This window comes from Streptococcus porcinus, from assembly GCF_900475415.1.
GTDB lineage: Bacteria > Bacillota > Bacilli > Lactobacillales > Streptococcaceae > Streptococcus > Streptococcus porcinus.
On record NZ_LS483388.1, the window covers coordinates 1048468 to 1069313 of the forward strand.

General features: G+C 35.1%; 21 protein-coding genes. 6 read left to right on the top strand and 15 right to left on the bottom strand.

The window, feature by feature from the left end:
• Window positions 1-13 precede the first annotated feature (13 nt).
• The 4 genes from xerS to DQM45_RS05300 all read right to left on the bottom strand — a co-directional run bounded on the left by xerS (window position 14) and on the right by DQM45_RS05300 (window position 3190).
• On the bottom strand, window positions 14-1084 hold the full coding sequence (xerS, locus tag DQM45_RS05285) for a tyrosine recombinase XerS (RefSeq protein ID WP_003084127.1): 1071 nt from the start codon (window positions 1082-1084) through the stop codon (window positions 14-16).
• Between the two features lie 200 nt (window positions 1085-1284).
• Window positions 1285-1731 (bottom strand): threonine/serine exporter family protein, encoded by a 447-nt coding sequence (locus DQM45_RS05290; RefSeq protein ID WP_003083142.1) that lies wholly within the window; start codon window positions 1729-1731, stop codon window positions 1285-1287.
• Entirely contained in the window at window positions 1722-2507 is a 786-nt protein-coding gene (locus DQM45_RS05295; protein ID WP_003084632.1) for a threonine/serine exporter family protein, read from the bottom strand. Before DQM45_RS05295 ends, DQM45_RS05290 begins: the two co-directional genes overlap by 10 nt.
• Before the next feature lie 260 nt (window positions 2508-2767).
• Window positions 2768-3190 (bottom strand): cupin domain-containing protein, encoded by a 423-nt coding sequence (locus tag DQM45_RS05300; protein WP_003083484.1) that lies wholly within the window; start codon window positions 3188-3190, stop codon window positions 2768-2770.
• Between the two features lie 329 nt (window positions 3191-3519).
• On the opposite strand from DQM45_RS05300, the gene DQM45_RS05305 reads away from it, so the two are divergent.
• Window positions 3520-4371 (top strand): MurR/RpiR family transcriptional regulator, encoded by an 852-nt coding sequence (locus DQM45_RS05305; protein ID WP_003085584.1) that lies wholly within the window; start codon window positions 3520-3522, stop codon window positions 4369-4371.
• Between the two features lie 39 nt (window positions 4372-4410).
• Here DQM45_RS05305 and DQM45_RS05310 read toward each other — a convergent pair whose 3' ends face one another.
• From DQM45_RS05310 to DQM45_RS05320, 3 genes are all read right to left on the bottom strand, one after another.
• Entirely contained in the window at window positions 4411-4785 is a 375-nt protein-coding gene (locus DQM45_RS05310) for a pyridoxamine 5'-phosphate oxidase family protein (RefSeq protein ID WP_003083069.1), read from the bottom strand.
• Between the two features lie 73 nt (window positions 4786-4858).
• Entirely contained in the window at window positions 4859-5314 is a 456-nt protein-coding gene (locus tag DQM45_RS05315) for a DUF1801 domain-containing protein (RefSeq protein ID WP_003083486.1), read from the bottom strand.
• Window positions 5315-5375: 61 nt separating this feature from the next.
• The gene (locus DQM45_RS05320; RefSeq protein WP_003083935.1) at window positions 5376-6392 is read right to left on the bottom strand and encodes a Gfo/Idh/MocA family oxidoreductase; all 1017 of its coding nucleotides are present in this window, start codon (window positions 6390-6392) and stop codon (window positions 5376-5378) included.
• Between the two features lie 207 nt (window positions 6393-6599).
• Here DQM45_RS05320 and DQM45_RS05325 point away from each other — a divergent pair, with 207 nt between their 5' ends.
• Window positions 6600-7292, top strand: a complete 693-nt coding sequence (locus DQM45_RS05325) for a LexA family transcriptional regulator (protein WP_003085701.1) — start codon at window positions 6600-6602, stop codon at window positions 7290-7292.
• Between the two features lie 65 nt (window positions 7293-7357).
• Here DQM45_RS05325 and DQM45_RS05330 read toward each other — a convergent pair whose 3' ends face one another.
• The 4 genes from DQM45_RS05330 to DQM45_RS05345 all read right to left on the bottom strand — a co-directional run bounded on the left by DQM45_RS05330 (window position 7358) and on the right by DQM45_RS05345 (window position 11718).
• Window positions 7358-8641, bottom strand: coding sequence for an iron reductase (locus DQM45_RS05330; protein WP_003084446.1), 1284 nt, complete (start codon window positions 8639-8641; stop codon window positions 7358-7360).
• A gap of 373 nt (window positions 8642-9014) precedes the next feature.
• Window positions 9015-10568, bottom strand: a complete 1554-nt coding sequence (gene ffh / locus DQM45_RS05335; RefSeq protein ID WP_003085994.1) for a signal recognition particle protein — start codon at window positions 10566-10568, stop codon at window positions 9015-9017.
• An 11-nt stretch (window positions 10569-10579) separates the two neighbouring features.
• Window positions 10580-10912, bottom strand: coding sequence for a putative DNA-binding protein (locus DQM45_RS05340; RefSeq protein ID WP_003083443.1), 333 nt, complete (start codon window positions 10910-10912; stop codon window positions 10580-10582).
• A gap of 107 nt (window positions 10913-11019) precedes the next feature.
• Window positions 11020-11718, bottom strand: a complete 699-nt coding sequence (locus DQM45_RS05345; RefSeq protein WP_003082721.1) for a GntR family transcriptional regulator — start codon at window positions 11716-11718, stop codon at window positions 11020-11022.
• Window positions 11719-12015: 297 nt separating this feature from the next.
• Between DQM45_RS05345 and guaA the strand changes: the two genes are divergently transcribed.
• The 3 genes from guaA to DQM45_RS05360 all read left to right on the top strand — a co-directional run bounded on the left by guaA (window position 12016) and on the right by DQM45_RS05360 (window position 16584).
• The gene (gene guaA / locus DQM45_RS05350; RefSeq protein ID WP_003084738.1) at window positions 12016-13578 is read left to right on the top strand and encodes a glutamine-hydrolyzing GMP synthase; all 1563 of its coding nucleotides are present in this window, start codon (window positions 12016-12018) and stop codon (window positions 13576-13578) included.
• Between the two features lie 229 nt (window positions 13579-13807).
• Entirely contained in the window at window positions 13808-14941 is a 1134-nt protein-coding gene (locus DQM45_RS05355; RefSeq protein WP_003083076.1) for a cation:proton antiporter, read from the top strand.
• A gap of 164 nt (window positions 14942-15105) precedes the next feature.
• Window positions 15106-16584, top strand: coding sequence for a peptide MFS transporter (locus DQM45_RS05360; protein WP_003085064.1), 1479 nt, complete (start codon window positions 15106-15108; stop codon window positions 16582-16584).
• A gap of 213 nt (window positions 16585-16797) precedes the next feature.
• Here DQM45_RS05360 and DQM45_RS05365 read toward each other — a convergent pair whose 3' ends face one another.
• Window positions 16798-17064 carry a hypothetical protein gene (locus DQM45_RS05365; RefSeq protein ID WP_003084200.1) on the bottom strand — a complete coding sequence of 89 codons (267 nt, stop codon included), beginning with the start codon at window positions 17062-17064 and terminating at the stop codon, window positions 16798-16800.
• Between the two features lie 414 nt (window positions 17065-17478).
• Here DQM45_RS05365 and DQM45_RS05370 point away from each other — a divergent pair, with 414 nt between their 5' ends.
• A complete protein-coding gene (locus tag DQM45_RS05370) occupies window positions 17479-18201 on the top strand; it encodes a DUF554 domain-containing protein (RefSeq protein WP_003085817.1) in 723 nt (240 codons plus the stop codon).
• Between the two features lie 243 nt (window positions 18202-18444).
• Here DQM45_RS05370 and DQM45_RS05375 read toward each other — a convergent pair whose 3' ends face one another.
• The 3 genes from DQM45_RS05375 to DQM45_RS05385 all read right to left on the bottom strand — a co-directional run bounded on the left by DQM45_RS05375 (window position 18445) and on the right by DQM45_RS05385 (window position 20846).
• Window positions 18445-19401 carry a DUF1002 domain-containing protein gene (locus tag DQM45_RS05375; RefSeq protein ID WP_003084809.1) on the bottom strand — a complete coding sequence of 319 codons (957 nt, stop codon included), beginning with the start codon at window positions 19399-19401 and terminating at the stop codon, window positions 18445-18447.
• A gap of 215 nt (window positions 19402-19616) precedes the next feature.
• A complete protein-coding gene (gene gloA2 / locus DQM45_RS05380; RefSeq protein ID WP_003083508.1) occupies window positions 19617-20030 on the bottom strand; it encodes an SMU1112c/YaeR family gloxylase I-like metalloprotein in 414 nt (137 codons plus the stop codon).
• A 57-nt stretch (window positions 20031-20087) separates the two neighbouring features.
• Window positions 20088-20846: a class A sortase gene (locus DQM45_RS05385; protein WP_003085142.1), complete on the bottom strand. Its 759-nt coding sequence runs from the start codon at window positions 20844-20846 to the stop codon at window positions 20088-20090.

Here is a 20846-nt window from a genome sequence, read left to right on the forward strand (position 1 = left end):
TAATTATGTTATCTTAAAGTTTATCTAAGGCATTCTTTTGTTCGTCATTGACAATATGGGTATATAGGTCAGTAACTTGTGTAGAGGCATGCCCCAGTTGATGACTGACAAGTACTTGAGATTTTGTAGCATCATATAATCTGGTTGCCAGCGTATGCCTTAATTTATGGGGAGTGACACGAATTTTGAAGTTTTGTGAATATTTTGCTACCATTTTTTCGATACTTGAGGCGTCGATACGGTTAGGAATTCCTCGATATTCTGTTAAAAAGAAGGCTTGGTCCTGTTTTTCAGCCTTGTAACGTTTTTTGCGAATCTCTAAATAGGCTTCTAAATACGCCTTAGCGAAACTAGCAACGTTTACGGAGTCTCTTTTACCACCTTTTCTTGTCACTTCAATAACCATCATCTTAAGGTTAACATCTTTTAGATCCAAGTTTACCGCTTCTGATAGACGGATACCTGAAGCGAGTAGTAGGGCGATAATAGCTAAATCGCGTTCCTTATTTTTTCGGAAAGATGATTTGGCCCGATTAGATAGATTGTTTTCATATCCATAATCTATATATTCGAGGAACTCCATGGTTTCTTCACCTAGAAAAAGCTTTTGCTTGATATTTTCAGCTCTGGATGCTAAAGTTTCCTTTTTCTTTTTGGTAGCAACTTTTTTCATCACATTACGGTAAAAATAGGGTTCTCCTTGATCGTTTTCGACCTCTTCAGTTAGGTACTTAAAAAGTGAAGATAGTGCCGATAACGTTCTGTTAATAGTTGTCTGTGAAACGCCTTCTTTAGTTGAGTAAGTATTAAGTGAAGGTCTTTCTCGCAAGTAGAGGACAAATGCTTCCATATCTTTTTTGGTTAACTGTTCTAGAGTATGGAGTTCAATATCAGCAATTTTAGGTACATTTGAGATACCAGAGTCCAGTAACCAATCGAAAAAGCGTTTATATTCCTTAAGATATTCATATAAGGTTGTAAAACTATATGGCACGGACAATTTCGATTGATAATATTCTAATACAAACCAGGGCATTATTGCTTTGTATTCTTCAATTTTTTCTAAAAGCAGTTCACGTCTCATTGTTTTGATAACCTCATTTATTGTATTATTTTCTAGATTTTATAAGAATTCCTTACAATAGAAGCATAGCATACTCTTGCATATTTTTCAAGAAAATTACAATTTTTCGGAAAGATATTAGATGTTATGAGATCTTATTCCCAACCATTAGCCTAAGCAATCAAGACACAGCAATTAAAATACTTGTCGTTATGTCTTGATTAATTATTTTTTAAACGTTTAGATTTTAAAGTATTGTAGATTTCTAGGAATGAATCAACTAAGAAAACAGATAATGCAATTGCTCCTGAAACCAACATAGATTCAATAAAGTTTTTCCCAGCAAGATGACTATTTCCTTGGATATAAAAATAAGCAATTTTATAGACCCCGGCTCCTGGGACTAATGGGAAATAACTTGGAATATAGAAAACTGTTACTGGAGACTTTAAGAATCTTGCTGCCAGTTGTGATAAGAAGGCGATTACTAGGCCACCACATAGGGTTGCTAAAGCATTATCGGAATAGGGTAAGGTAAGTAAATAAACAGTATAGCCTGAAGCTCCAATGAATCCTGTTTGAAAAACAAGATGACGTGGGATTTCCAAAATAATACCGGATGTTATAGTCGCCACATAAGCCCCTATAATTTGTAAAATTATAGCCATGACAAAATTCCTTTCGCAATAAAGAGTCCCAATGCTACTCCCACTCCTAAACTAATAGCAATGATTAAGGCTTCTACAATTTTTGAAACACCTGCCCCATAATCTCCTTTGAAAGAGTCTCTAAAGCCATTTGTGAATGCTGTTCCTGGAAATAGAGGCATTAGTACTGATATAACAACAATATCAAAGGAACTATTGCTTTTTCCTAACCAATGAATAATAAGTGGAATAAGAGTGGCTACGATTAAGGTTGCTACTGTCCCGAAAATAAAATCGTTAAGTTGGAAAAAATCCTTTAACCTGTAAGAAAATAACAGTAAAACAGCTGCTACTAGCGAAAGTAAAATTTCGGTTGTTTGTCCCCCAAGCAAAATGGCAAAGGATAATACTAATAACAAGGTTGAATAAGAAATAAGCTTTGGAGAATAATTTTTTCCATCAACATGCTGGAGTTTTGCATAGGCATCTTCAATTGACATTTTTCCACTGGTCAGATCTCTAGAAATTTGATTAACAATGTGGATTTTTCGGAGATTTGTATCCCTTCGTGTAATACGTTTAATGAAGGTTATTGGCTCATCTAAGTCTGGACCATCTAAGGTAATAAAGAGGCCAGTTGTATTAGCAAAAACTTCTGTTATCGGTTGATGGCTAACCTGTAAAATGCGAGATACAGTATTCTCAACGCGATAACATTCAGCATTTGCTTCAAGCATGGTCATCCCAGCTAGCGTCGCAACCTCTAGTACACGTTTATTGTATTTATCTGTTGTCATTAATATTAAATTTCCTAAAATAAGATTGTAATAGGATAGATTTTGGGCTCGGCAGAAATCTTTTAAAAGCTTTAAGGGGGTCTGGAAAATTGCCCTTTTTATGATATCCTTCTTTTAAGTATATCATGACTTTGTATTATTGAGGGAAAATTTCCCTGCAAAGATGAGAAAATAATCACCAATTTAATATTAAAAACCTTGACTAGTTAGAGACCAGTCAAGGTATATTTTTAAACCTATCAATTGCATATGATTTAATATCAATCTTCATTTGGGTCGTTTTTAGCGTCCTCATGTGTTTTATGAATAGTTCCAGGCACATGATCAGGGCCGGCGTAGATTGAATAGATTTTCAGAGGTTCGTCACCTATATTAGTGACATTATGCCAAGTGTCAGCGGGCACCAGAATCACATCATCATCTGAAACTTCTTGTTTAAAAGTTAAGTTGTCTTTGGCATCACCCATTTGACATAGACCCTTACCTTCTTCAATACGTAAGAATTGATCAATACCCTTATGGACTTCAAGACCAATATCATCACCTGGTTGGATAGCCATTAAAGTAACTTGAAGTTTTTCACCAGTCCAAATAGTTGTCCGATAGTTTTCATTTTCTTTGGTATAATCTTCAATGTTGACGATATACTTTTCTTTGCCGTGATCCTTATAGTCAAATGTCATTGTGAGTTCCTCCTTCTAGTTTTCTTAATTAGATTTATTCTAATTAACTTATATCTTTATAATGCCATAAGAGTTGTGACAAGTCAAGAAAAAAGCATTACTTACTCTATTACTCTTATCAAAGTTCCTCTCTTTAGCATATCTATTACTATCATCATCTAAGTTGACAGTGATATAGCCGTCAACTTAGATGGTAATTAAATTTACGGTAGTTAGGCTTAAGACTGTTTCTAGACAAATGAGGGATTTTTCGATACACTTGGTATGCGGTTTCACTTTTAAGTCTTTGTACTATTGAGACTAAAATATCTTAAAGAGAGGTCGATTCTATGTTAGAAAAAATTAGCTTTTGGGCTAAAAATGAGCAATCTTCCAAAGCTATCATAGCTCAGACAATCATTGAACATTTAGGGGAAATAGAGCGAATTAGTCTTGATGACCTAGCTAAACTTAGCTATAGTTCTAAGTCTAGTATTGTTCGCTTTGCCCAAGCTTTAGGTTACAAAGGATGGACCGATTTTCTACCAGCTCTTTTATCTGAGCGTTTTTATTCTGACGCCCACTATTCAGACATTGACCATAATCTTCCTTTCCAAGAAGAAGACTCTAGCCAGGCAATCATTCAAAAAATTGCTACTATTGCGAAAGAAAGTATTCAAGATACGGCCGATAAGATGTCTACTGAAGCTTTAGAAAGAGTAGGGCAAGAATTAGGGAAAGCTGGACGTATCATTGTTTTTGGTCTAAGTCCCAACGATTACATTGCTCAATTATTTCGTCGTAAAATGTTGACACTAGGAAAAATAGTTGAGGTAGCTTGCACTAGCGAGTTTGGTTTAATGACAGCTTCTCTAAAAAAAGGCGATGTAGCAATTCTTATCTCCTACTCTGGAACTTCTGAATCAAGCGAGACCTTAAAACACCTGCCACTATTAAAAGAGCGGGGTATTTTTATCGTTGGTCTATCTAGTCACTTTGGCACTTATCTTAAAGACAATTCGGATGCCTTCTTTACAATTTGTACTCGTGAAGATAAACATAGAAAAATTGCTAATTTCTCAACTGAAGAATCTATACTCTTCATCTTAAATAGTCTTTATGCTATTTACTTCCGATCCGACTATATGGGACACTATATCCGTAAATTAACTTTATCCAAAGAACTAGAAAAAGAACGGTAGAGGAGTCTTTCCTACCGTTCTTTTTCTAGTTCTTTGGGCTCAAAGCAATTGTTTAAGAGTAATAACATCAACTTGTAAAACACTCCTAATAAAAGGGGATTTTTCCTTCATTTCTTCAAAGTATGGACCTTCTGTGATAAAGCTTGCGTTACCGCTGATTCTAAATCCCGTCCCTTGATAACCATTGAATCCTTCAACATCGCGCGCAGCTAGGGTTAGAATTAGCTGATTATTAATGGCAATATCTTCTTCAGTACTTCTCATTCCTGCTGCAGGAATGAGGATAATATTGTCTTTTTTAAGAACTAAATAACTATTCCAAGTACAAGTAACGTGGGGGTCTCCTTTCCCCCAAGAAGTAATGGAAACTGGACCTTCGTACTTGAGTACTTCTAAAAATGTATCAGTGAACATGGTTTTCTCCTTTAAGATATTCTTTATTTTTAAAGCTAGTATTTTTAAAAAACAAGCTTGCTCTATTATCCAGTTATGTCTTAGTCGTTTGTTGATAGGTAGCAATGAATTCTTCTTGTCTGATTTGTTGACAAAGCTCAGCAATTAAATCATAAGGAATCGTTTTTATATTTTTAAAACGGATACAAGATTTACCAATATCAGGCTTCGTTTTCAGATGTTTGGGATATTCTTGCAAAAACCAATTTCTAACAGACTCAAACATGTAAATACCATTGTGGTAAATGGCAACATGATTTTTTTGTGATCCAATAGTGATAAAAGATAGGTTATCTTCTGGATTACAATGGTAGCCATTTGGAAGAAACCTTCTGGGAACTACATAGGCGATCATTTGATACTGTAATTTCTCTTCATATGTGTCGGGTAAATTACCTTTAATAACCTGTCTAAGTTTATTAATTACTTGTCGCCGATCTTCTGGCAGAGCACTTAGATACTGGTCAACAGAACTAACATCATATTGCATTTTTATCTCCAAATTTTCTGCTTCTATTATATCAATAAACTGAGTAGAAACTTTTTAGCTATTAGCCTTTATTCATGTGACGAATACCTTCTTCGATTATTTCAATTTGACGAATAGTTTCTTCGTCTTTGACAATTTTTTCTTTACCGTGAATAATACTATCATGGACAGCTTGATACATACGAGCATAATTCCCCACTTCTGAGATTACCTTCTCTTCATGATAGAGACCTTGATCATCAATATAAGTAAGGGTACCATAGTGCTCAGGGCTATCCATGCCAAAGTCGGGATTAGTAGGCATATAGAAACGCTTTAAATCATCTTCTTGTCGGTCTTTACTTTCTTTGACAAACATCCCTTTTTTACCATAAACGACAAAACTTGGCCGTTCCTTAATACGGAAATAACTTGATTTAATGGACACTTTTTTAGGACCGTAGTAAAAGTCCAAGTCAAAGTAATCATTCATACGACCTTTACCTAACAATTGACGAACGTCATAATGAACAGATTCTGGCATACCAAAGTAAGAAAGGACTTGATCGATGGTATGGCAAGCATGCCCATAAAGATAACTTGTATTAATCGAATATTCCTTTGTACTTTCTGGAATTTCTGGACGGAAATAATCAAAATGCATTTCTACCTCGAGAATATCTCCTAAAACACCGCTATCAATAACTTTTTGAACAGTTAAGAAATCTGAGTCAAAACGGCGATTTTGATAAGCCTGAACAAAAAGTCCTCTTTCTTTGGCAAGCTTAAATAATTCTTTAGCTTCAGCGGCTGTCTCTGTAAATGGTTTTTCCACTAAAGTATTTTTGCCAGCTAGTAAGCATTGTTTGGCAAGACTGTAATGGGCTGAAGGAGGAACTGAAAGGACAACTAATTGAATCTCTGGGTCTTCTAAGACATTTTCAATTTTATTTGTATAAAGAACTCCAGGAAGGGGTTCCCAAGGACTTGGGGTTGGAGAATAAATCGTTTTTATTTTAATATCTTTCAATTGGGTTGAGAAGGGCATGTGATAACGGTTAGCGCTTTTTCCATTTCCAATGTAAGCAATAGTTAGCATAATGGACTCCTGTCATTTATTTGCATATTCACAAACTTTTCCATAAATATGATGAAAAATTCACGAAAATAAGTTATTTTCATCATACGACTAATTAGTGAAATTGTCAAAATATACTCATTTTTGACTGTAAAAAAACTTGTCACATGGAAAAATATCTGCTATACTCTTTAGTAAAGTTATAACTTTACTAAAGGAGTCATGAGTATGTTTTCAGGAAAACAATTAAAAGCTATCCGTCAAAAAGAAAAGATGAGTCAAGAAAATCTCAGTGATCAAATAGGGGTCAGTAAAATGACTATTTCTAATTGGGAGCAAGGCAAAAATAATCCTAATCAGAAACACCTAGCACAATTAGTTGCTATTTTTCGAGTTTCAGAAGATTATTTCAATTCTTACTCTACTATCCTCATACCTTATAAACAGCTGAATAGCGATAACCAAAAAAAGGTAGTGACCTTTTCTCAGACGTTGTTAGCAAAGCAAAGTAAAGTCATTGCTATATCTACTCCTAAAAAGAAACTTTATCGTTATCGTGTCTACGAGAGTCTTTCTGCAGGTGGTGGCTTTTCTTATTTTGGTGATGGAAACTATGACGAAGTCTTCTACGATGAGCAATTGGACTATGATTTTGCTTCTTGGGTTTTTGGAGATTCTATGGAACCGACTTACCTTAATGGTGAAGTTGTTCTTATAAAACAAGAAGGTTTTGACTATGATGGAGCAATCTATGCTGTTGAATGGGATGGACAGACTTATATAAAAAAGGTCTATCGAGAAGAGAACGGTTTACGGCTGGTTTCTCTAAATAAAAAATATTCAGATAAGTTCGCTCCTTTCGATGAAAATCCACGTATTATTGGTAAAATCATTGCTAATTTTATGCCCTTGGAAGTTTAAAAGCTAAATAGAGAAAATAGCAATATAAAAAGAGCTTTCCTCAAAAAATTAAAGCTCTTTTTATATTACCAAGAAAATTCTTCATAGTAGATTCGTTCAGGATTAACACCCCTAGCTTGAATTACCTTTTGCCAGTATCTGCCCATACTGACAGGACCACCTATAAGAAAAACACAGTTTTTAGTATGTTGAGGTAAATATCCTAAGATGTGCTCCTCGCTAAAGCGACCAACTTGGTAATAAACATTAGTATTGGGACGTCTCTGCAGGTCTAAGAGTTTCTCTTTATAAATCAATTCCTCTTGGCTTTTGACTGTGTAAAAAAAGTTAACTGAGATATCAGGATTCCCCTCTGCCACTGAAAATAAAGGAACTACTCCTATACCTCCACCTATAATAATTAATTGCTTAGGTTTAAAAAGATTAATGATAGATTGGTATTTACCAAAGTCACCATCGATACGAACTAGTGAATTGTTTGGAATAAGAGCCAATTGTTTGGTAAAGTCGCCATCACCTCGGATAGCAAAAAATAATTTACCATTTTTCCCCGGTGCCCTGGCTAAAGAAAAAGGATGGGGCTCTGCCATTTGAAAAACATCCGGAAAAGAAATAAAAGCAAAATCACCTGGTCGAAACTTCAAACTAGAATTTGGGGGAAGTTGAATCACTAGCTCTCTAGTATTTGGAGCAATTTCATGATTGAACAGTAAATTGGCTCTAATTCCGTGAGCATTAGGCTTAAAATGAAACCACATATATGAGCATAATACAAAGATAGTGTAAAACCAAATCAGAATTACAAAGGGGTAAATGTTAACAATATAGTGAACTAATTGGATATGGATAAAAATGAATACCACTGCTACTACATTGAGTCGGTGTAACCATACTGAAAGTTCATGCTTAAACAGTTTTTCTAAGAAAAATTTGATGTTTTGTAATAGAACAATACGAGTTGTTAACCAGCCAGCCATAAATATCAAAGAATAAGCTGATAATCCTAAGAAAATAATAAAAGCAAAATCTCCAGTCCACTTAATCAATCCTTGCGACGAATCTAATTCTTTATGAAAAAAGGATAAAAAAAGCGCCAAAAGAGCTACTATACCGTGGATCAGGTAAGCACTGGGAAGTCCCACCCACCGATCTATCCATTTAGGTTTAGTAGCAATATAGATTGCCGTTAGCATCCATACATAAGCTAAGGCGCCTAACAATATTCCAAGACTACTATGAACATGTAGTTTTCTTAATCCGTTGTTTAAAGTATATAAAAAGGGGAAGGGGAGAATAAATAGTATGGTTAGCCAGGAAAGCCCTAGATGACTCATGAATTTTTTTAGCATAATGTTATCTTCCTTTAGTAATAAACGTCCTTTGAATTCAATATTAAAGGGCTACAAAATTGATTTCTTACTTTTAAATAATCAAACCTATAAGTCCCTCAAAAGCTTAAAGCATTAAATAGGCTTTGTTTTCCTTTTTTAGATTGATTATAAATAAAAATAATTAAATTTTCTTAAATAAAACTAAACAAAGTAACATTTTAATAAAACTAAGCTTTTTAGCAAAACAATGTCCCTTTAGAGATGAGAGGATATAGTTAAGTAATCAAAAAAGAGAGAGGACGACTGTTTCCCAAAACGCTTAGCATTTGAGAGTTAAGTTACCTATCTCTTTTATTCCTGAAGCTAGTTAAACTTCTTGTTAAATGGAAATTTATTTCCGCTTTTTCTTAGCTTTTTTGATTTTATTAGCCTGACGTTTCATAACCTGCTTCATAGCAAATTCATTAACTTTCCCTTTGAGACCACCACCAAACAGTTGACTCATATCCATATCAGGCATTGCACTTGCGCCCATCATACCGTCTAATGCTGACATATCAGGCATATTAGCACCACTACTATTTGGCATATTTTTTGGCATGCGACTAGGGTCAATTCCCATTTGTTTCATCGCCTTGTTCATATCTCCAGACATTACCCCTTGCATCATTGCTTTAGCTTGGTTAAAATCTTTGATAAATTTGTTAACGTCAACAAAACTATTACCAGAGCCTGCTGCGATGCGACGACGACGACTTGGATTGAGTAAGTCAGGATTTTCACGCTCTGCTTTTGTCATTGAAGAAACGATGGCACGTTTACGAGCAATTTGCTTTTCATCAATTTTGATATTAGCGAGAGCTGGATTTCCAGCCATACCTGGAATCATTTTTAGCAAATCTTCCATTGGCCCCATGTTTTGAACCTGATCCAATTGATCAATAAAATCATTGAAATCAAAGGTATTTTCGCGCATTTTTTCAGCTAATTCAAGTGATTTTTGTTCATCGTACTCGTGACTTGCCTTTTCAATTAATGTTAAAAGGTCACCCATTCCCAAAATACGACTTGACATCCGATCTGGGTGGAAGGTCTCGATATCAGTGATTTTTTCACCAGTACCTGTAAATTTAATGGGTTTACCAGTAATTTCGCGAACCGATAATGCTGCTCCACCACGAGTATCCCCATCGATTTTAGTTAGTACAACCCCTGTTATTTCTAATTGTTTGTTGAATTCGTCAGCGACATTTGCTGCTTCCTGACCAATCATACTATCAACAACTAGCAGAATTTCATTTGGATTGGCTAGGGCCTTAACATCTCGCAACTCAGTCATGAGTTTTTCATCAATTTGTAGACGACCTGCTGTATCAATCAAAACATAGTCGTTGCGATTTTCTTTTGCTAAAGAAAGTCCTTGACGAACAATCTCAACCGCTGAATGGTCTGTTCCCATATCAAAAACAGGAACATTAATCTGTTGACCTAAGGTTTTTAATTGATCAATGGCTGCTGGACGATAAATGTCAGCTGCAATCATCAAAGGACGTGCATCCTCCTCTTTGATTAGCTTGTTCGCCAACTTCCCTGCAAAAGTGGTTTTACCGGCCCCTTGTAGCCCCACCATCATAATGATTGTAGGAATTTTCGGCGCTTTCTCAATTGTCGCTGTTTCTGACCCTAGAATACCAGTTAGCTCTTCATTAACTATTTTGACAATTTGTTGGGTTGGGTCTAAAGTATCAATGATTTCATGACCAACCGCACGTTCACGTACATGTTTGATAAAAGTTTTAACAACTGGCAGGGCGACATCCGCTTCAAGTAAGGCAAGGCGGATTTCCTTAGTGACCTCTTGAACATCCTTCTCAGATAATTTTTTCTTTCCACGAATATTTTTAAAGACGCCTTGAAGACGTTCTGTTAAACTTTCAAAAGCCATAACTACTCCTCTTAATCTCTATTATCAATGCTTGTTAATATGGAAATTTTCTCTTGTAAATAACTATCAGTAGGATACTTTGTTATTATCTCATCAAAAATTTCATTACGAACAATATAGTCTGAATACATATGTAGTTTCATCTCATAGGTTTCCAGAATCTTTTCTGTTCGTTTAATATTATCATAAACCGCTTGACGACTAACCCCAAACTCTTCTGCAATTTCAGCTAGACTATAGTCATCAGCATAATAAAGTTCAATATAGTTCATTTGCTTATCGGTTAATAGTGCAGCATAAAATTCAAAAAGGGCATTCATTCGATTTGTTTTTTCAATTTCCATAATTTTCATTTTACCATATCTTAGTGCATAATAACAGTAGGATATCAGTTAATAGCTGTCCTTTATAGGTGGTTAAACTAAAAAAGAGTTTGTGTACAAACTCTCACTCAATTATTTTCCAGATAGAATTCAAAGCGATCACCAACGTATTGGCTACGCACATATTCAAACGGCTTTCCATTAGTAAAATAGGATACTTGGGTCAAGGCTAATATGGCATGTCCCCGATTTACTGCTAAATAACTAGCAATCCGCTCACTGGCCGTTTTAGCATAAATAGTTTGGCGGCTTTTGCCGATTTCATAACCATTAGATATCAAGGTTTTAAAGAAATGTTCAGTGATATCTTCACGTTTAACATCTTTTATAAATTTTTCGGGAATAGAAGCCACTTCGTAAACTAAGGGAATATTATCAGCATAACGAATACGCTCCATCCGAATAACATAATCTGTTGCTTCTAACTGAAGCTCTTTGATTTCCGTGTCTGACGCCAATTGTCTTTGGTAGGTCAATAGTTTTGAAGAGGGCTTCTTCCCTTGAGAATTGACAATCTCGGTAAAGGAAGTTGTCCCTCTCATTTTTTCTTGGACTCTTTGACTGGAAACATAAGTACCACTACCAATACGTCTTTCCAAAATACCTTCTTCAACCAATAAGGTGATAGCTTGTCGAAGAGTCATCCGACTAACCTCAAAATGATCTGCGAGGTCACGCTCACTGGGAAGACGATCTCCAATTGCCCAAACTTGGTCGTCAATGTCTTTTTTGATGGCGTCATGAATCTTGATATATGCTGGTAACATGTTCGTGTCTCCCTAACTATGATTTTATGACTAATATAGATATTATTTTACCACACTCTAAGAGAATTAATCGAGTAATATGGTAAAATAAGATAATTATTACATTAGATTATAAGTATAATTCAAAATACTTACAAACAGTTTTTACGAAATTATATTCCGAAATATTATTTAAAGTTAAGAAATTACCAAAATCATATAGCTTATCAAGGAATTCTGATGTCATTTTCTTAAAAATATGCTACAATTAGGTTTAAAATCATTAGTCTAGAGTCTAATGGAAATGAAAGGATTGCAATGACTGAAATTTCAATTTTGAAAGATCTTCAAAAAATCATCGTACTTGATTATGGTAGTCAATATAATCAGTTAATAGCTAGACGCATTAGAGAGTTTGGTGTTTTTTCTGAACTAAAGAGCCATAAGATTAGTGCTCAAGAACTTCGTGAGATTAACCCTATAGGTATTGTCCTATCAGGTGGTCCTAATTCTGTTTATGCAGAAAATTCTTTTGGTATTGATCCAGAAATCTTTGAATTAGGTATCCCGATCCTAGGAATCTGTTATGGTATGCAACTCATTACTCATAAACTTGGTGGAAAAGTACTTCCTGCGGGACAAGCTGGTCATCGTGAATACGGTCAGTCCACCTTAAATCTTCGAAGAGAATCTAAATTGTTTGCAGATACTCCTGAAGAACAGCTGGTTCTCATGAGTCATGGTGATGCAGTCACAGAAATTCCTGATGGGTTTCATTTAGTAGGTGATTCTGTAGACTGTCCTTATGCTGCTATTGAAAACACAGAAAAAAATATCTATGGGATTCAATTTCATCCAGAAGTAAGACATTCTGTTTATGGCAACGATATCCTTAAAAACTTTGCCATCTTCATTTGTGGTGCTCGTGGGGACTGGTCAATGGATAATTTCATTGAAATGGAAATTGAAAAAATCAGAGAAACTGTTGGGGATAAAAAAGTCCTATTAGGTCTTTCTGGTGGTGTTGATTCTTCTGTAGTTGGTGTGCTTTTACAAAAAGCTATTGGCGATCAATTAACCTGTATCTTCGTTGATCACGGTCTTCTTCGTAAAGATGAGGGAGATCAAGTTATGGGTATGCTTGGTGGTAAATTTGGTTTAAATATTATTCGTGTTGATGCTAAAGATAGATTCTTAGATTTATTAGCTAATGTGGATGATCCCGAGAAAAAGCGGAAAATTATCGGAAATGAATTTGTTTACGTCTTTGACGATGAAGCAAGTAAACTTAAAGGCGTAGATTTTCTTGCTCAAGGAACCCTCTACACTGATATCATTGAATCTGGGACAGAAACAGCTCAAACTATTAAATCCCATCATAATGTTGGAGGCCTTCCAGAAGATATGCAGTTCCAACTGATTGAGCCACTCAATACTTTGTTCAAAGATGAGGTCCGCGAGCTTGGAATTGCACTTGGAATGCCTGAAAATATTGTTTGGCGGCAACCATTTCCTGGACCAGGTTTAGCTATTCGTGTTATGGGAGCTATCACGGAAGAAAAATTGGAAACAGTCCGTGAATCAGATGCTATTCTTCGTGAAGAAATTGCTAAAGCTGGTCTTGATCGCGATGTATGGCAATATTTCACTGTGAATACAGGGGTGCGTTCCGTAGGAGTTATGGGGGATGGCCGGACCTACGACTATACTATTGCTATTCGCGCTATCACTTCAATTGACGGTATGACAGCGGATTTTGCCCAACTTCCATGGGAAGTCCTAAAGAAAATTTCAACTCGTATTGTCAATGAAGTTGATCACGTCAATCGTATTGTGTACGATATTACAAGCAAGCCACCTGCAACAGTTGAGTGGGAATAATAACGAAACTTACCTTAATATAATACTTAAGGGTGTTAAGGTTTATTTAAGGCTCATTGATTATATTATAAATATCCTAATAACCCTTTTCATTTCTCTTAAACTCGAGTCCTAGTACTCGAGTTTTTTTGGGTTTAAAAAGCTTTCGGGAACATAGAGCTTTGTTTGTTAACCAAGTCATGGTATAATAGTAACGATTTATGCAATTTAGGAGAGTTATGGAGGATTTATGCAAGAATTATTTCAGATTACCATTATATTAATTGCCAGTTTTTTGGCTATTGAAGTATCAAAAAAGCTATCAATACCAGCTGTTGTGGGACAATTACTAGTCGGGATCATCATAGGACCTAGTCTCTTAAACTTAGTCCATCAAGGAGAGATTATTCATTTTCTATCAGAATTAGGGGTCATCTTACTTATGTTCTTAGCTGGACTTGAAGCTGATTTGGGCTTATTAAAAAGGTATTTAAAACCAAGTTTAGCCGTTGCTATTTCTGGTGTTCTCATTCCCGTAGGAATATTCTTTTTGGTCACCAAAATAATGGGATACGAAATGGAAACTTCTATTTTCTACGGAATCGTCTTCGCAGCTACCAGCGTTTCTATTACTGTTGAAGTTCTTCAAGAGTATAAAAAAGTTCAAACCAAAACGGGTGCAGTTATTCTCGGTGCGGCTGTGGCTGATGACATTATTGCTGTTCTTCTTTTAAGTTTCTTTGTCTCAAGCATGAAGGGTACGAGTTCTAGTAACCATTTAATCTGGCAAATGCTCGGACAAACCCTTTTCTTATTATTTTTGATGGTTTTAGTTAAATATATTGTTCCGGCTATTTACCGTTTAACATTTAAGGTTAGTTTTTTTGAAAAAGATAGTTTTTTGGCTCTTTTAATCTGTTTTAGTATGGCACTACTCGCAACAAGCGTCGGAATGAGTGCTGTTATTGGTTCCTTCTTTGCCGGCTTAGCTATTGGTCAAACTCACAAGGGTGAAGAAATTATGCATGATATTTCTGAACTTTCTTATATGTTCTTTATCCCTATTTTCTTCGCTTCGATAGCACTTCCATTAAATCTAAATGGTATCCTTTCAAATCTTGGAGTTACCCTACTTTTTACTGTTTTAGCAGTTCTTACAAAACTATTGCCAGGTTATTTAGTAGCACGTGGCTTTCAATTTTCTAAAATGGACTCTTTGACAGTCGGTGGCGGAATGGTAAGCCGAGGGGAGATGGCACTGATTATCGTTCAAATTGGTTTGGCTGAAAAATTAATATCTAATCAAATATATTCTACCTTGGTTATAGTTGTTATTTTATCTACCATTATTGCACCATTTATTCTCAAAAGATCATTTAAGTAAAAATCTTAAATGGTTTTTATTTTTGAGAATTATTTGTAATCAATAATTATTATTTATATAAGGATTTATGCAAGAAAAATTTATATTATAAAATTTTCACAAAATTGACATAATTCCTCATTTAAGGTATGCTATAAGATGTTATTATGAAGGAGATAATTGAGATGAATTCAAATGATACAAAATCATTCTTTGGACATCCTCGTGGTTTGTCCACTCTCTTTTTTACAGAAATGTGGGAAAGATTTTCATACTATGGTATGCGTGCTATTTTACTTTATTATATGTATTATAGTGTCAGTCAAGGCGGTTTAGGATTTGACAAAGTAACCGCTGCTTCTATTATGGCTATTTACGGTTCCCTAGTCTATTTGTCATCGATTATTGGCGGGTATATTAGTGATAGAATTCTCGGAAGTCGCAAATCAGTCCTTTATGGTGGAATTCTTATCATGTTAGGACATATTGCATTAGCAACGCCATTTGGGAAAACAGCTCTTTTTGTTTCAATTGCTTTAATTATTTTAGGGACTGGCTTTTTAAAGCCCAATGTCTCAGAAATGGTTGGGGGCCTCTATGGTGAGAAAGATTTACGCCGCGATGCAGGGTTCAGTATTTTTGTTTTTGGAATTAACCTTGGTGCTTTCATTGCACCTGCTATTGTTGGTTATCTTGGTCAGGAAATAAATTTTCACCTAGGATTTTCTCTAGCAGCTATCGGGATGTTCTTTGGTTTACTACAATATGTTCGAGATGGTAAAAAATACCTTTCAGAAGATAGTTTACATCCAACGGATCCCCTCTCAGATGCTGAGAAACAAGATTTAAAGAAAAAATCCTTAATTAGTGGTATTGTGGTTATTTTATTAATAGTTATTCTTAAATTACTAAACCTTTTAACCATCAATAGCGTCATTAATATTTTTACCTTTATTGCCATTGTTATTCCAATCTACTACTTCTTTAAGATTTTAAGTAGTAAGAAAATTTCAGATACTGAGCGGTCGCGAGTTTGGGCCTATATCCCACTCTTCATTGCCTCAATTCTATTCTGGTCAATTGAAGAGCAAGGTTCTGTGGTCTTGGCTCTTTTCGCAGATGATCAAACTCGTCTCTACTTTAACCTGTTTGGCCAACATATTAATTTCCCATCATCATATTTTCAAAGTATTAATCCTTTATTTATTATGCTTTATGTTCCTTTCTTTGCATGGATTTGGGCCAAATTAGGAAGTAAACAACCATCGTCACCTAAGAAGTTTGCCTACGGATTAATTGCAGCTGGTCTGTCCTTTGTTTGGATGATGTTACCAGGTATGTTATTTGGAGTTCACGCTAAGGTTAGCCCTATGTGGCTAATTGTTAGTTGGGCTATCGTAATTGTTGGTGAAATGCTTATTTCTCCAATTGGCTTATCAGTTACAACTAAATTGGCTCCCAAAGCTTTCCAAGCACAAATGATGTCAATTTGGTTCTTGAGTAACGCATCAGCCCAAGCTATTAACGCACAAATTGTGAAGTTTTATACTCCTGGAAATGAAGTTGCCTATTATGGTATTGTAGGTACTATAACAATCGTCTTTGGTTTCCTCTTATTCTTCTATGTACCACGTATCGACAAATTGATGGCTGGTGTAAAATAAAACAAAGGTCACTCACTTATGAGAGTGGCCTTTGTTTTATTTTACTAAAAGTTTTTCTTTTATTTTCTCAAGAAGAAACATTTCTGGATTAGTCTTGAAGTCTTGAGAATTATCTAGCCGCGGCTGAAAGGCAAGCTGTTACAATAATAGCACTACTTTAACATCTTTAAACTTAGCAGGATATCATTCAATCATACAGAGATATCCTTTTCTTTAAATTGTTATACCCATATCACCAGCAATCTCAGGTGGAGTTACGGACTGGTTTTCGGGTTTATTAGCATTGTCAATCAGTGTTTCGTCATGATCTTTATATGTTCTTTCTGTTTTTACTTCATTAGTCTTCACCTGCTCTTCTCTGGCAAGTGTATCATGAATCAACTCTTCTGTTATCTCTTCGATAGATTTTTGACTAAGTTCCGCTCTTACTTTAAGAAGATCATAGTCATGGTCATTTAGTTGTGTCCTAATTGTTTTCATAATTTATTCCTCCGTGTGTTCTTTTCTTTAGTATACCTTAAAATGTTTAAAAAGGCTCAAAAAAGCATTACTGTATAATATAGGCCCTAGGTCCAACTAAGAACTACTACTTACACCCTTAGTTATGGGTTGTTGTTTTTCAAAACAGTCTATTCGAATACTGCCAAGTTCCCACTTAGATGCTTCTCAATTTTCTACGCTAATAACTTCTGTTTTTATCAGATCATAGAAAAATGAGAATATTATGAATATGTGCTTATTGTTTGAAATATTGCAATAAATGGATTTTTCTCTCTTTTACCATTATTGGCAAAAATCTTTATTTTTAATATAATTATAATTATTAGATTTTATATTGACAAGCATTCCTTCTATTGTATAATAGCCATAGATGCTTTAGGAGGATTACAGCAGATGACCTATTTCACTGGTTTTGGAACCATAATCGATACTATTTCTATTCTTTTAGCTGGGATTTTTGGAGTGCTTTTTGGTAAGTATTTGAATGAAAGACATCAAAGCGGTTTAACGATGGCTTCAGGTGTTAGTGTGTTGTTTATCGGTATTTCTGGAGCTATGCCAGGTATGCTAAAGTTTGCTAATAATAGTATGACTAATGAACATGCTATGCTTGTTGTTGGTTGCTTGTGCTTAGGAAGTCTATTTGGTGAATTTCTAAATATTGAAGCCTTTTTTGATAAGTTTGGTAATTGGTTAAAAACTAAGACAGGCAGTAATAAAGATCCTGACTTTGTGAATGCTTTCGTGACTGCGACATTGACAGTTAGTATTGGTGCTATGGCTATTATTGGTCCTATTCAAGATGGCATTTCTAACAATCCAAGTACCTTATTAACTAAAAGTGTTTTAGATTTTGTTATTGTCATCGTCTTAACGACAACTTTAGGAAAGGGAGCGGTTTTTTCAGCTATTCCGGTATTTTTCTTACAAGGATTAATTACCATTTTGGCAAAGATAGTACAGCCTTTCATGACTTCTGCAGCCTTAACAAACATTTCTTTAGTTGGTTCTATCCTTATCTTTTGCGTCGGACTGAATATTATTTGGGGTAAGACAATGCGTGTAGCTAACATGTTGCCTGCACTGCTTTTCGCGGCTATAATAGCCTATTTTTAAATGACTAAGTAGTAAAAATAAAAAACGACCTCTAGTCAAAGAGGTCGTTTTTTATTACTCACGTAGTGTAGTTTAGCATAGTATAAGGAATATTTTCAAAATCAACAAGATGATGAAACTAAAATACAGTAATTTTAGACATTAGGGGAGTCACATTCTTTCTCTCCTATTTGAAGTTTCTATAGTGCAAATGAAAAGATAAATGGATGAGAAAAAAGAGTGCCATTATCACTCTTTTTAAGCTTATCCGATTAAGGATCTAAAGAATTCAACGATTTGCTGCCAAATCCCCTTGCCAGTTTCAACTGCTTTTGCAGAGTCAAAATTAAGGTTTATATTTTTAAAAGTTGATCCAGATTTAGAGACAATGGAATCTTTCAATGAATTTAAGGTAGCAGTAAAGTGAGAGTTACTAATGATACCACTGTTAGAAAGATTAACTGCAAAGTTAACAATCAAATTGATTTGATCAGAGGTCATGGCATTTTTAAGGCCATAATTTTTTAAAGTTTCATCAACAATCTTTTGAATCTCTTCCTTAGATAAACCACTTCCACCCTTAGCTACTGCTGTTTTGATATCTGTTAAAGCGACATTTAACTTATCAGAATCATAGCCATTTTTACCAGAATTTTCAGCATTGATGCCAGATAAAGTCGAAAGTTCTTGCTGGGCTAAATTTTTATTTTCTTGCGGGACCTTTGCTCCATTTTCCTCGAGAGAGTAATAGATGCCTGCCAATGCAGACTCGCCCGTTACTCTGATTGGTGAGGCGATGGTGATATTCGCATGTTCAATTCCTAAGGTAACAGCTGCATTACGATACATATCTTGAGTTACCTTGGTAATATTTTCTGGAGTAACAATAGCTACCTTGAGAATATCATTGGAGCCTAACTTTTCAATTTTAACTGATGAATACAGTTGAATACTTGAATCATCTGCAATATTCATAATTTTAGCGTATGAACTTGTCGTCAGCGTTTTTAGTTTTGTGTCTTTACCACTATTATAGTTTAATAATGACAAGGTTTGATCTTTTTGTGCTTGATCTAATGAGTAACCAAGGACGTAATCAGGCTGAACATAGGCTTCATCAATAACACCTTGAACATCGTTACTAGCAGCAAAGGCAGTCGAAACCATAAAGCTACTAGCCAATACGAAGCCAGCCAATAACATTTTTTTCTTAATAGTCATTTTTTCCTCTTATCCTATAGATTTAACCTTTTTCAATATGAGAACAGATTTGAAAGAATCTGTTCTCATATTATAACATCTTCTTTTTAAAAGTTGCATTAAAAACCTACAACATACTGAAGTCAATAAAATAATTTGGTAACCAATTGTCAGGTCACTAGTAGACTTTCCTTAAAAATAATCACTTATTTCTGGGAAATAGGAATTAGTTTAGCTTACTCATGAAGCTCTAAGGGAAGGCCATCTGGATCAAAGAAAAACGTCATTTTATCCCCAGTATAATCATCATACCTTAGTGGCTCAACTCTAATATTTTTTGCTTTTAATTCCTTAATATAATGTTCAATGTTTTTAACTCGAAAAGCTAAATGGCGTAAGCCACACGCTTCACGGTCATATTCTGGCTGACCAATCCGCCTTGGAGGAGCCTGATAAGCGGGATCTGAGGTTGAGTTACCAAAGATTTCTAGTTCAATATCTCCACACTTAAGATCAAGTTTATAATCATGTCGCTCTGGTCGATGATTTTCACGAATGATTTCAAAGCCTAATTGATTGACATAAAAATCTTTTGATTTGTCATAATCAGAGACAATAATCGCGACATGATGAATTGCAGAAAGTTTCATCTTCATTCTCCCTTCTTAAATAAGAGAACAGGGATTTTATGCCCTGTTCTCTACACTCTATTCAATTGCAACTTGGTTATAGGAATGATTAAAGGCCTTCATAACAGAGTCGGGAGCTCCTTTATAAGACATTTCTTTTTTTAATATCCCCTTAACACAGATTCTTTGTGTAGCCTCTGCATCGGTACAAGTAATAAGAGTAATTTCCTTTGTACCAGGAGTATTATTTAAAACATCAATACGATCTGGGGCTACAGTTTGTACAGATACGATATCATATTGATAAATATTTTCTTTATCCGTTACGTAAATGGGCATCCCCACCTTAACTCGTTCTAAAGGTGAAAATAACATGTGAGAGGAACCAGCCATACCAAAAATATGGTGACTAGCTAATGAGTAGTTATTTTCTCCTCCCATAACCTGTTCTTCTTTCATGGTTCCCGCACCATAAATTAGTTCTGTATTACCCAATCCTTTGAATATAGGTAAATTGATATTCACATCAGGTATTGCAATGCCTCCAATTACAGGAAGCTTTTGAGCTGCCATTTGAGCCTGTAAAACAGTATCTGTTGAAACTGCTTTGACAGAGTTGAAGTCAAATGTGCTCTCAGCCTGCTGATTTTTTTTAATGGTCTGTTTAGAGACATGCTGAACTTGGTATTTATTTGAATTCCAAGCAATAATAGTATTACGGATAGTCTTGTTAAAAAGCAACCCCAAACCAAGGATTAGAAGAAAAGTAGCAAATAAAGTACGGAACTTTGACGATGCGCTTTTCTTCTTATCTCTTCTTGTTCTTCTTCTTGTCAT